Source organism: Mesonia maritima (assembly GCF_042433895.1).
GTDB classification, from domain to species: Bacteria; Bacteroidota; Bacteroidia; order Flavobacteriales; family Flavobacteriaceae; genus Mesonia; species Mesonia maritima.
The window spans coordinates 183,931-197,482 of record NZ_JBHLUA010000002.1 but is presented as its reverse complement, the minus strand read 5'-3'; the positions used below and the strand labels follow the sequence as shown (position 1 = coordinate 197,482).

Here is a 13,552-nt window from a genome sequence, read left to right as displayed (position 1 = left end):
ACTGTTGAAGCATTGCAATTATTTGTGCTTCTGTAAATCTGCTTTTCTTCATAACTTAAAAATAGTTGATTTTTAAACTGTATGAAAAACAGGGAAGCCTTCAGCGTAATGTTCTCAATTTTGGTTATCCAATAGTAAAACTCATAATTTTTTTTACCATAAAACCTTATTACTGAAACATTGGAAGAGTTAGATTTTTTTATTTCTATATTTTTAAAACTTCTGTTATTTTCACGAATGGTAATTTCGATTTTATCATTTATAATTTTTTTAGATTCAATTTTATATGTTGTTTGCTCATGAACCCCATCAAATATAAGTTTTTTGTTATTCAATTGAATAATAGGATCCATCCCATCTGATCTATCGTATATTACAAATTGATTATCAGCTAATTTTCGAATAACTGTCCAGGTTTCATATTTTTGAGTTTTCCTGTTGCTTAATACCTTGTGATAGTTAGAATTTGCAGTAGTATCAATAAATAACTGATGTTTTTCTAAGTCAAGGTTAGTAGGCGAATTTTTTTCTAGTATTGTATCGACTTCAATTGTTTGATATGGTTTATTTTGTCCATTACAAATGGAGCTAACAAGCAGCGTTAATACTAAAATTAATCTCATATAATAATTTTTTAATGTGACCATTTTATGAGTTGTTGGTCTTAGTTATTTGTCCGTATTGTTTCGAGCAAAGTTCCTTTTTTCTTTTTTCCGTATTCATTTTCAACATTCATATCAATTCTAATAATATTATCTTTTTCTGTCAACCTCGTTTTGTATTTAAATCCTCCGTTACGCTGTTTTAGAGTATCTGGATTTATTTTTTTTCTGTCAACAATACTATCATACTTCACAAAATAACTCTTATTTGGATTGTATCCTACAACAAGTAACTCTACGCTAAATTCCGCATTCCGTTCGTAGGTATTCTCTTTTCCATAAATTTCTCTAAACGAGATGCTATCAAAAACATATTTAGTTTGAATATCTGTAACAATTTTACGTAAACTATCATTTTCAGCGCGTAGAATTTATAATTTGGCAATTTTATCTTCGCTTTGATTTATTTCTGAACAACTAAATTTCAGAAAGGTTAAAAAAAGAATTATTATTATCGACTTCGTCATTTTCTTAGAATTAATGGCAATAGTTACGATTACACTTTATCACTTTCGCCCAATGCATAATGCTTATACAGGTTTTTATTTATTTAATATTACTTCTATCGCTTTTTCAAGCAGTTCATCTTTTCCATTTCTTATGCTCTCAATGGTTGGTTGAACCTCTATATCGGGTATTATGCCAACTCGTTGAGTTTCGTCTCCATTCGGGTAATTTACTCCAATACCAGAAATCATGGTCCTTAGCCCACCGGGAAGTAAAATAGCTGAAACATTCCCATCTGCTCCCGCGGTTGTACTTCCGATGATGGTAGTATGATCACCTGCTCTAAATGCCATTGAAGTATATTCTGCTTGACTTTGGGATAATTCGTTGACCAGAACAATCAGTTTTCCTTTATAAGTTCTACCTCGACTTGGAATCTTTAAACTTTTGGTAAATGTAAATTCGCCTGGGTTATCAATATTTCCGTTTGTAAACTTTACAAATGGGGTGGATGAGGAAACAAAATAAGAACCTAAACTAAAAGGAACAAAAGTTGACGGATAATTACGAATGTCGATGATGATTCCCTCTGTGTCTTTAAATTCATTCTTTATTTTTGAAATATCTTCCTTTTTAATATTTTGAAGCGTAACATAGCCTATATTATCGGCTAACATTTCAAAAGATTTTTCATCACTTTTTCTGTACCAGCGATAAATGTCAAGACTATCTTTGGGGTATAGTTTTAGGGTCTTTGTTTGTGGGGTAGAATTTGCTGAAACAAACTCAATTTTAATATTATCTGAATTTGAACGTAAAATGTCTTCGGAAATATTCCGCAGTCTTGTCGGTTTATTTGAAGCCGGATAATAGCGAGAATTTTCTTTTATGATTTTATCAATAGCATTGCCGTTTATTTTAGTAATTACATCACCAATTTCTAATCCAATTTCGTTTTTTAGTTCTTGGTTATAATAATCTGTGACAACCAATTGATTTTCGATAAAACGAACGTGAATTGGTGGATAGTTTGAGCCTTTCCATTCATCAATTTTATCTGCTCCTCCCCATAGATTTGCGTGTGTGTCTTGAATATCACTAATCATTTGAATTGTTGCCAATTCGTATTCCAATTCGTTTTTTGCATTGATGAATACCGGAATGTATTCTTTTAATTTTTTATTCCAATCTTCATCCATTAAGTGTTTGTATGGGAAAAAGTAGTTTATCATATTCCAATACCGATAAAGTGATAATAGTCTAAAGCCATCATCTGGGTAAGGCATATTTGAATAGGGATTTTCATTTTTAAATTCGGGGTTGCCAACATTCGCAGTCATTTCAATATAATAGTGTTTGCCTTGTGAACGGTTATTGTAAATGTAGAGCAGTTTGGTTTTCAATTCTGCACTTTGATTGTTAATCCATTCCAAATCAGGTTTTAGAAAAGCATTTTCATCTGTTGGCTTACATTTTGTACATTTTTTTACTTCTCCTAATGTGTCAATCCATTCAACGAGTAACCTATCTCGTTCTATAGCGTTTTCTGCCTTAATGTATTTTGGTAAAAACCGAAAGAGCTCGTAATCCCAATTGTAGTTCCCTTTCGCAATTTTAGGGTGATGATATTTAAGAAAACCCCAAATTCTGCCTAATAATTCAAGTTGTTCTATTTTTTTATTGGTCAAATTTGAAAGCTCAATTAAAGATCCATTATCAAATTCTTTATCGAGATGTACTTTAGATAACTTTTTCTCTACTTCTTTTAGTGTTTGAATATTTTTACCATCAATTGATAAAGTAAAATCGTCAAACCAAGCTTCGCCTTTTCCCGATAAAATCCCCGCTATGTAAATATTCTGCGCATTTTCGGGATAGTCAAGTGTTATCGTGTATTTCTGCCAATCTTTTGTTCCTGTAATATTTCTATTTTGCATATTATCAAATACCAACGTACCTCCATTACCGTCAATTCGCAACAACAAACCTGCAAATCCATCTTCCACATTTTTAATTTTCATAAAACCCTCAAGTCTTATTTTTTTTCCTTGATAGTTTGCTGGAATTTTATATGCTATACTTCCAAAAGAACTCCCTGCTTTATCTGAAGTGATTTTGCCAGATTTTTCCCCTAAGTGAGCAACTGAATCTATTGCTAGTTTATAATTGCCCCATTTGAACCATCCATCGGAAAGTGATTCTTGGTCTGTTTGTTTTTCAAATCCGAGGTTGAATTTTTCGTTTTTTTGTCCTTGACAGCTTAAAGAAACAATTATCAGTAATGTAATTAGGGTTTTATTCATCGGTTTTGTTTTTATAAATTGAAATAATGGTTAGAAAAGTAGAGTTGAATAATGAAGGTTCAAATATAGGCTTACCGGTTAATTTATCCACTTTTTTATTAAATCTAAAAATTCATTTTGGCGATCTATAAAAGCATTATGAGAACAATTTTCTAAATATTGCACGTGCTCATAACCTAAAAATATTTTTTAAACCATCTACTTGTTCTTTTGAGTATAATCCATCTTCTTTACCGTATATCCCAAACACGGAAACCTTTTTGTTTTTTAAACTTTGCAAATCATCTTTTATGGAGATAGAAGTATAGCCCTCATTCTCCCAAAATTTTTGTGGTGCTAAGTATTCATGCTTAGAAGCATATTTTTTAAGTAACGTGTCTGTTCTAAATTTTTGATAAAGTTTTACAGCGTTTTGAGTTGGATTTTTCGTGGAATAAGACCCATTAGACATCGCGTGCATAAAACTATAGGTGGCATATTCTAAACTTGTACTATCCATATTTTCTAAGCTATTTATATAGTTTAAATTTACATTGTCCTCTTTTTTGGTATATATCTCTTTTGATGATGCAATGATGTTTTTAAATGTTTCTTGCATGGAAATAGGAGTACTCACTAAAATTAGCGTATTGATTTTATCTGAATATTTATTAGCAAACCGGGTTGCGATGATACCTCCGAAACTATGTCCTATAAACATTGCTCTTTTTAATTGATTTTTTTTGAAGATTTGATTTAAATCTTCAAATGTTTGTGTAAAAGTATATGCTGCATTTAAATTTTTATTTCTACCTTCTCCACGTCTATCGTATGAAATAACAAAATACCCTTTATTTGCTAGCGCTTCGGCCTTAAGTTTTCAGGAACAAATTGTCTATTCTCTAGGGAATTTATCGTTTAATTCATTTTTTTGAACTAATAATAATTGTTCTTTACTAATCATAACTTGTAGTTTCTTGGTTTTATAACGTGATTGCTTATAAATTAATTTATTATTTCCTGTCCTAAATTAAAATCAAAAAATTAACAAAATATAAATTTCAAGCAGACAAACTATGGAAGTAAAGAAATATGGAAAATATAAATTTAATATGCTATATAAGTAATTGATTATTTTTATTTTAAGTCAAAAAAACTGGGCAAAATAGAGTTTTTAATTATAAACTTAAAATCAATTTTTCGAACTCTTCTTCATCTTTAATCTGTATTTTTTTCTTTAATCTGTATTTTTTCTTTATAACCGCATCATGCGAAATGTTTAAAAGTGAAGCTATTTCTTTGTTGGTCAGGTGAAGTTTAAGTAATATACAAAATTCTAACTCTCCTTTTGTAAGGTTAGGAAAATGTTTTTTTAAATTTATTACAAAATTTGGATGTATGCTGTTAAAACGTTTTTCGAATTGATTCCAATAATCGTTATATTTAATGATATTTTTTAATTCCCTTTTAATGTCATTTACGGATAGCTCTTTTTTATTTTCACATTTATTTATAACGTTTGTTAATAAATTATTCCAATGAGACATTTTTACAGCCGTTGAAGTCATTTCCCTCTTTTTTTCTTCAAGTACTTTTTCTCTGGTATTTAAAATTTCTTTATTATATAAGTATTTTTGCTCTATTAAATTTTTTTCAGATTGAATTTTTAAAATTTTTTCTTTAGAAAGTTTCTTTTTTATTTTATTGTACCGAATAAAATATATAATTATAATTATAATTAAAATAGATAATACTACTATGAAAACTATTACCATAGTATTTTTTCTGCTTAACTCTTTGTTTTTATTTTCTAAGGATATATTTTCTAATCGTTGAATTTTATTTTGGTAACGTGCCTCTAATTCTAATAATTTTTCTTTTTCCTTTTCATTAAAAATTGAATCTTTTAGAGCTAGCGCTTTATGATAGTATAGCGAAGCATTTTTATATCTTTTAGCTTTGTGGTAAGTAGAAGCAGCAATTTCCAAGATATTATATTGGTTCGATTTATCTATATATGATGACTTTTGGTTAAATTCTTCTAATACTTCCAAAGATCTATCGAATAATTTGTTCTCATTCAAGCATAATACATAATTATATACTATTCTACTTAAATTAGGGGAATTGGTATTTCTTAAATAATTAAATGCATTTTCATAAGCTTTTATAGCTTTTGTATTTTTTTCTTGTTTACTATAAGTTTTCCCAAGCGTTCCATAACCTACCCCAATTGTCTGGAAATCTTTAAATTTAATTAATCCCTCTATGCCTATTTTACTTGCTTTTTCTGATTTGTCAAGTTTATCTAATGAATAATAAATTTCCCCAAGATTAATTTGTGTATAATAATAGTTTTTATCTTGTTTATATTTTTTAAATCCTGCTAGTGCTTCTTTATAAAAGGATAAAGCAAAATCGTAGTTGCCATCCATCATATACAATTTAGCTAGTTTTTGCTGGAGTATATAAATGGAAGGATTTTCTCCCAATGACTTTAAATCTTCAATCCCTTTTAAAAGATATTCTATTGCTATATTATTTTCAGAAAGATACATATAGTTTGAAGCAAGTTCTCCATATACCATCGATTTATACTGTATGGGAATGCTTTTTAATTTTAAAATATTCTTGAGTTTTTTTAAAGCTATTTTATATTGCCCGTTAATTTTATAAGATATCGCAGTATTGAGTAAAGGCTTTATTTTTTTTATTGGAAAATCTTGGGCATAGTCTAGGGATCTTTGAAAATAAAAAACTGCCGAATCGTGTTTGGATAACACTACATAATAAGTCCCGTATAAATTGTATAAGTCACTATAAATAGAATCATTAACTTTTTTAATTTTCGCTTCAGCTAAGCCTTTCTTAATGAATATAAGTGCACTATCGGGGTCTGACAATGCTAATTGTTTACCTTTAGTATTAATTTCATTAAAATTGAATTCTTGACAAAAACTAAGTTGTACAAGCAGGAAGTGAAATAATAAAAAAATCTTTTTCATTAGAAGTTTTCTAGTTTAGACATATCAATCTCGTTCGATTTAATATTGATAAATCTGAATATTTTAAATTTTTAATAAGTAAAGTAGGGAGTAGATAAAAACCTTTTTATTGTAAAAACATTGGGAGTTTATAATTATAAAGAAAAAATTAATTTGATAAAACTATTTTTATATTTAAAAATGTATTATTTAACTGTGGTTTAGTATAAAACGTAACATTATTTTTAAATCCAATGATTAATTTTTTAGAGATTTATAAGGTATGACAATAATAATTCAAATTTATAAAATATTATTTTTAAATAATAATATTTCATTGCCCCAGTTATCTCATCTAAAGTCTATGAAAATTTTATAATATTAATCTCCTAACCAAATATTTACCTGTTCTATTGTTACTAAATAATAAAATACCACAAGATTCTTTTTCCGTAAACAAGAAAAAGCCCCTCTAAAATTTAAATTTTAAAGGGGCTTTTGTGTTTCTGTGAATGCTGTTTATTTAGATTTGGAACTCCTTATTTTTTTAATTCCAAATACTGTTCCGGCTAGTAAAGCGATCCCTACAAACCCGTCAATAGGGGCTGCAGGAGTTTCATCATCTACATTATCACCTCCCGGTAACGTGATTTGGGCACTAGCGGTTAATCCAACTAAGAGGCATATTGCGATGAGATAAAACTTAATATTATGCATATTCTTTATTTTTTAATTTTTTATGATTTGATACGTTTTTTGCGTGTCTCCTTCTTGAATGGTTACCAAATAAACACCACTGGCCATAGTTGCAGGCGTTTTAACGTTTAGAACCCCACCGTTAGCGGTAAGTTTACTGGTAAAGAGTTGACGCCCCTGTAGATCTGTAATCACTACAGAAACTAACTTACCGGTAAAATGGGTACCGGTAATTGTAAAACCATTCTCACCAATCGGGTTAGGGTAGAGTTTATAGCTAACTTCTTCTTTTTGTGAAACTGAAAGTGCCTGCTGGAAATGAATACTAAAACGGTTAGTATCTATACTTTCAGCATTATTGGGATCTACTGTAAAATCTACCTCATTGTATCCATTAACGAGTTCTTTAGTATTTCCGGTAAAATCATCACGTAAATACATCTCTTTATCAATGTCCGAAATTTTAAGTATCAGGGTATAGGTTGTTGCACGGTACTGACTTGTATGAAGATTTATCGCTTCCCCTGTTTGCGGCATAGCTCTACGCTCAATACTTAATACACGATCTGCTGTTTGAATCCCTACATTCTCATCCATATTAAATGGTTTAGTAGCATCTTGAGCATCCAGTGAATTGTTAAATGTGTTAGAGAAAAGGATACCGAAACTATCGTGTTCATTTTTACCATCCATATAATTTTCAGTAGTGTATAACAATCCTAAAATCTGCGCATTTTCTACCAACGGATCATTCCCGGTGCTAAACGGTGCGTTTGTAAAATTATCCGTGGCTTTGGCGGTCTCTTTAAAAAGAAGACTTGCTGAACCATTGTTTATGGTTGCTATTTGTGCACCTGCTCCGGGTTGTAAATATTGATTGGCGGTACTGCTTCCGGTTGTTGATCCAGAAGGTAAAAGCACTGTTACGTATGCTCCGTGGTCTCCTAAGCTAGGGTCAAATACATAGTACTGGTTAGCATTAATATTAGTGGACTCACTAATTACCTCATTTAAATCTACTGTAGCCTGGTATGGGTTACCAAACATAATAAAGTCATTCGCGTTGGTGGTCGAAAAGGTTTGGGTAACATCACCTGTTAATAGTTGACCGGTAGCTCTTAAGACAGTACTTGTAGGGGTAGCCTCATTACTGGTTACATCTATGCTTCTGTCTCCTCGAGAGAACAATAAAAATGGACTTCCCGCATTAAGGGTAGTCTGGTCTGTGTTCGCTACCACGGCAAAAGATTGGTTGGCTACATCTAAGGTAAATAAAGAAGGGTTCCCTGAAGGAGTCGCATCAAACCCATCGGTTTGATCTATCGTGGTCCCCGTAATATGTGTACCATAACCGGGCACGGGGTTATCTACATTAGAATTGGCATTCTCTTGCCAGTTTTGGTGAATCGTTCCCGTGGTGTTCACCGCACTGCTCACCATTCTATAGGCTCTATGGCCTGTTAAGTAACGTTCTACCGTGAAGTCTCCAATAATACTCGCTCCCGGCTGAACAGGACCTAATTCGCCATTGCCGGTAGCTGTACTTTTAAAAGTGACATCTCCATTATTTATAAGATCCCCATTTACTTTTAACACATCTTCAATAGCGAGTGTTGCCCCGGCATTTACCTCTAAGTTTAATATCTCCAAATTAGTATCGAAAACCGTAGCACCTGATCTAACTTCTACATCATCTTCAGGGTTTGCATTACCCATAGGAGTAGCAGGAGTCCACGTATCATTATCATAAATATAAATACCATCGAATCTGTATGAGACTAAAGCTTTCTCATCTAACGTAACCACATCTATATCGCCATCCTTATCAATATCTCTTCCTAAAATAGTTTGAGGACGATCATTTGGATTAGCGATAAAATGATTTGTGAAACTACCTGAGCCATCATTCTCATACCACGCAAAAGTAGTGTCCATCTGTGAAGTTACCATCATATCGATATCACCGTCGCCATCTACATCTACCGGGAAAACCTGATAAGCTCCAACTGCCTGGTCGGTAATGATATTGGTTGTTGGGAAATTATTTTGCCCGTCATTTTTATACCATTCCACCGTATCATTATAATACGATGCGCTTACGATATCCAGATATCCATCGCCATCCATATCGATTACTTCAATATCCTGTACACCGCTAGCGGTATTGCTTATCACATTAGCTGTGCTGAACACTTGATTCCCCGTGTTTTCATACCAAGCCACAGTATCATCTGCCGCACTTACAATATCAATATCGCCATCTTCATCTAAATCTATCGCATATACATCCCAAGCTCCGGTGACGTTATTATCTATTACGTTTGGATTAGCGTTAAACGCTAGGCTTCCTGTATTTTCAAACCAAGCCACAGTATTGTCAAAGCTAAATGCCGTAAGAATATCTACATCACCATCGGCGTCCATATCGATAAGGTATACCGATCTTGGCTCTCTTAATTGATTGCTTATAAGCTGCTCGGTAAAGGTATTGGAAGATGCATCATAATCATACAAGATAACAGCATTATTATTGGCAGAAGTCGCTACAAATTCAAAGGTACCATCGCCGTTTATATCTGCCGCTTTTAGCTCATTAATTGAGGAATAGCTGGTCGAAAATACGGTTAAAGAAGTAAAATTTTGGCTCCCATCGTTTTCTAACAATTCGATTTGTGCATTTGTAGTTTCCAAAAAGTCATTTATAACTACTGCTATATCTAGGTCTCCATCACCATCAAAATCGATCATTTCCATATCCGCAAAATTATTATCACCATTTTGTATTTGGTCTATAATAGTTACGGGATAAAATGGTTTAGGTAGATTGGCATCGGTTTGCACACGATATTCTAAAAACCGCTCTGGCTTTAATGTAGAGCCCTCTGTTGGCGCTAAATCTTCCTTTAAAGTTACATAAATACTTTCTCCAGGCATAAAAGGGAGAGTAGGTACAAATGATACCGTAGTACTTCCTCCACCGGTAAAACTTCCGTTAATTATACCCGATTGCGAACCTCTTATAACAATATTGTTGGCATTTATGGTCGCACCTGCTACCGGAATATTAAAATTAAGTGCTAGCGGGCCATTTTGGGCAAGTGAGTTGCTATTTACCGCCGGGTTTGAATTTTTAAACTCCAACACCGGTATTAGCTTGTACCAAGCTACGGTATCATCAAGCTGAGAGGCATTTAATAAATCTAGGGCGCCATCACCATCCATATCTGCAGCATATACTAATCTTGCTCCGTCGGCGGTAGTAGTAATGGTATGTTTTGTGAAATTTTGGGTGCCATCGTTTTGGTACCAAGCAACAGTATCATCATAATAAGAACAATTTAGAACATCTATATCTCCGTCCCCATCCATATCTGCTGCATATATTGAGTTAGCACCGTTGGCCGTAGTGGTAATTATATTTGCTGTAAAGTTTTGGTTTCCATCGTTTTCATACCAAGCTACCGTATCGGCATTACCGGCAGCACTCACTATATCCATATCTCCATCGTTATCCATATCGATAGCAAATACTGACTCAGCACCGTCTACATTGATAATGATGTTTTTTGTGAAGTTCTGATTCCCATCATTTTCATACCAGGCTATTTGATCACCTGTAAAGGAGGCACTTAATACATCAATGTCGCCATCACCATCCATATCGGCCGCATAGACTGATCGTGCTCCATTTGCAGTAAGGTCAATGGTATTTTTTGTGAAGTTTTGATTGCCGTCATTTTCATACCAAGCCACCCCATTATCAATATAAGAGGCACTTAATACATCTAGATCACCATCACCATCCATATCTAGCGCGTATACCGCATACGCTCCATCTGCAGTAGTGCTAATGGTATATTTAGTGAAATTTTGATTTCCATCGTTTTCATACCAAGCTATGGTATCATCATTATAAGAAGCACTTAGCACATCCATGTCGCCATCGCCATCTACATCTGCGGCATATACTGAATATGCACGATCTAAGTTCGTTGTTATAATGTGCTTTACAGGGGGTTGATTCCCAATGTTTTCGTACCAAGCAATTGTATTATCATCACTAGAGGCACTTAACATATCTAAGTCTCCATCTCCATCTACGTCAGCCGCGTAAACTGATCGAGCTCCATCTACCGTTGTCACCGCATTTTCTTGGTATACAAAATCATTGCTAGGAAAGCTTACCGTAGCCGCTGAAGTGTATTGTAATGCATAACTTTGAGCTAAGGAAACACCACTAGTAGTAGTAATGCCGGTAGTAAGTGTAATTCTAATTATTTCACCCGGTTTAAAATTATTAAGTGGATTAAATATAATCATAGAGCCGGATACTGTTAATGAGCCGTTAATACTACCTGACTGGGAACCCGTGACGATTACGGTAGTATTGTTTACGGTATTTGCATCTATAATATCTGAAAATTGCATCATAATATCAGCATCTACACTTATATTATTTGCATTGGGAAAAGGAGTGGTCGTGTTTAAAGTTAACGGCAAAGGTGTGGTAGAGTTTACACTTATTATTTGCCCAAAGGAAACTTGACCCATAGCCATTAATAAAAGTATAAGTATAGGCTTATACAGATTGGTAATTGGTTTTTGCATTGACTTAAAATTTAAATTGAATTATAGTTATAAAATTGATTCTATTCCTTAATTTTTAGTTTTAAAAAGCCCATCCCATGGGGAGAAGATTTTGAGTTAGTGCTGACTTATTTGTATGTCATCTATAATTTCCAACATAGTTTGTTTGCAAGCTTTTAGTTCAAGCTGCAAATAAAGGTTCAATACCTTAAATAGCAGGTAAAATGCACCGGACAAATAATGGACGATTAAATTTTTTTATACCATTTATTAAGGACAATAAAAAAAATTTAATCTGTAAATCAAGTATTTAAACGGATATATTTATGGACAATTAGCTATTATGTTAACTATTTTAGCTATCGCTTACCTTTTAAAAGAATGAAAGGATATAAAACTGAAAATGATGGTATTTTAAGACAAGTACACAAAAGTTATAAAATGTATTTTATCTTTTTTGATTTCTCTTTTTTTAACGTGCTACAAGTTGTTCCCATTAAGTTTTTCCGTTAGTTTATAAATAATGATATTATATCCGCTATTCTTATCAATTTTATTATCCTAAACCTATTGTTTTAAGAGGTATTTAATTAGGGGATGCTTCCTAGATACTTCCTATCTAATCCAGTTAGAGTCCACACTGCGCTTAGGACGTAGCTACAGTTCACCACGATATCGTGTTTACATAGTGGACTCACTATGTGTTAGGTTTAACTTAACTGTTCTTTTAGACTATGGTTAAGGAAAATAAATGGTATTAAGTAGATACGTTTAATTGGAGAGTTGAATAAAGCTTTTGCACCCATTTTATTGCAAGTAATCTATGGATGTCTTCTGGTTTGCTTCTATTTTGGTAGTAGTAGTGCCACCTTTTTTACTTGAGGTTTAATGCTTGTTTGTAGGATTTTTATTACGCCTATACTAGTTGCCTCTGCTTTACCTAATATTTTTGTATAATGATGATAGTGATGTATCTCTTCATCAGGCACTCAGGCAATATGGTCGCAAATACCGTCGAGGGTCCTATTTAAAGCGCCCATTATTTTTCTTATCTACTTATCGTAGGAGTAGTCCCGTCTTTTCGAATAACACTTTTCTTAAGCCAAAAGTGAACATTAAAAGTTTGATGATAGGTCATTACTTTCGTTTTAATTAAAAAAATTATTTTAACGAAAGTCAAATCGTTAGGTCAGTTTAATACTGAGATGAAGCCTAAATTTAAGAATTTTTCACTTAAAAAGTAGGACACAAATTAGGACATATTTTATATGCAATTATTTAAGCATAAAAAAACCAGTAAAATATATTTTTACTGGTTTTCATTTAGTTAAGTATTATTTAATTCTCAATAATACCCTTGGTGTCGGGGTGGCAGAACTAAATTGCTACCCAACAATATTTTGATTACCAGACACTTGGTCTATTTCAATAAATCGAGGTAACCGAATAGGTAACCTTTGCTACGATTTTTTCCGTGGGCACAAAGATATAGGAATATTTGAATATAAACACGAACAAATCCTATCATATTTAATTTCAATAAGCTCTTTTTACAAAAAACTGATTTTCAATATAATAAAAAAATAGTTAATTTTGTTTCTTGATCTTCCAAGGTAAAAGAGCCTATCAAAATTTTCCAGACAGCCACAAACCCTTTGAATTTTTAAGCAATTTTCTCAGCTTTAAATCCAATCTTCTTTAAAGTGGTTTCTATATCTTCATCGGTAGCACCTTTACTTTCCACAGTTAAGATTTTATCGGGGTTACCGGTATCCACTTCCCATCTTTCAACACCGTCTTGTTTGTTTAAAAAAGGGGTTACTTTTGATACACAACCACCACAATTGATATTTGTTTTAAATTTTAAAGTTTTCATTGTTTTTGAATTTATAAT

Annotated in this window: 7 protein-coding genes and 1 pseudogene; all 8 read right to left on the bottom strand. The window is 32.5% G+C overall.

The window, feature by feature from the left end; translation table 11 throughout:
• The coding region (locus ACFFGL_RS00995; protein ID WP_378927811.1) for a hypothetical protein at nt 1-623 on the bottom strand (623 nt) is incomplete at its 3' end.
• Between the two features lie 41 nt (nt 624-664).
• Nucleotides 665-856: a hypothetical protein gene (locus tag ACFFGL_RS00990; RefSeq protein WP_309729451.1), complete on the bottom strand. Its 192-nt coding sequence runs from the start codon at nt 854-856 to the stop codon at nt 665-667.
• A gap of 348 nt (nt 857-1,204) precedes the next feature.
• Nucleotides 1,205-3,412: a S41 family peptidase gene (locus tag ACFFGL_RS00985; protein ID WP_309729448.1), complete on the bottom strand. Its 2,208-nt coding sequence runs from the start codon at nt 3,410-3,412 to the stop codon at nt 1,205-1,207.
• Between the two features lie 169 nt (nt 3,413-3,581).
• A pseudogene (locus ACFFGL_RS00980) lies at nt 3,582-4,250 on the bottom strand (alpha/beta fold hydrolase); the annotation flags it as partial.
• A gap of 319 nt (nt 4,251-4,569) precedes the next feature.
• Nucleotides 4,570-6,396: a tetratricopeptide repeat protein gene (locus ACFFGL_RS00975; protein WP_309729446.1), complete on the bottom strand. Its 1,827-nt coding sequence runs from the start codon at nt 6,394-6,396 to the stop codon at nt 4,570-4,572.
• A gap of 498 nt (nt 6,397-6,894) precedes the next feature.
• Nucleotides 6,895-7,092 carry a PID-CTERM protein-sorting domain-containing protein gene (locus ACFFGL_RS00970; RefSeq protein WP_309729443.1) on the bottom strand — a complete coding sequence of 66 codons (198 nt, stop codon included), beginning with the start codon at nt 7,090-7,092 and terminating at the stop codon, nt 6,895-6,897.
• A 12-nt stretch (nt 7,093-7,104) separates the two neighbouring features.
• Nucleotides 7,105-11,679: an FG-GAP-like repeat-containing protein gene (locus ACFFGL_RS00965; protein ID WP_309729440.1), complete on the bottom strand. Its 4,575-nt coding sequence runs from the start codon at nt 11,677-11,679 to the stop codon at nt 7,105-7,107.
• Nucleotides 11,680-13,321: 1,642 nt separating this feature from the next.
• Nucleotides 13,322-13,534 carry a heavy-metal-associated domain-containing protein gene (locus ACFFGL_RS00960; RefSeq protein WP_309729437.1) on the bottom strand — a complete coding sequence of 71 codons (213 nt, stop codon included), beginning with the start codon at nt 13,532-13,534 and terminating at the stop codon, nt 13,322-13,324.
• Nucleotides 13,535-13,552 lie beyond the last annotated feature (18 nt).

Coding starts and splice junctions, on each gene's coding strand:
- ACFFGL_RS00985 (WP_309729448.1), bottom strand. CDS start 3,412: ATGAATAAAACCCTAATTACATTACTGATAATTGTTTCTTTAAGCTGT.
- ACFFGL_RS00975 (WP_309729446.1), bottom strand. CDS start 6,396: ATGAAAAAGATTTTTTTATTATTTCACTTCCTGCTTGTACAACTTAGT.
- ACFFGL_RS00970 (WP_309729443.1), bottom strand. CDS start 7,092: ATGCATAATATTAAGTTTTATCTCATCGCAATATGCCTCTTAGTTGGA.
- ACFFGL_RS00965 (WP_309729440.1), bottom strand. CDS start 11,679: ATGCAAAAACCAATTACCAATCTGTATAAGCCTATACTTATACTTTTA.
- ACFFGL_RS00960 (WP_309729437.1), bottom strand. CDS start 13,534: ATGAAAACTTTAAAATTTAAAACAAATATCAATTGTGGTGGTTGTGTA.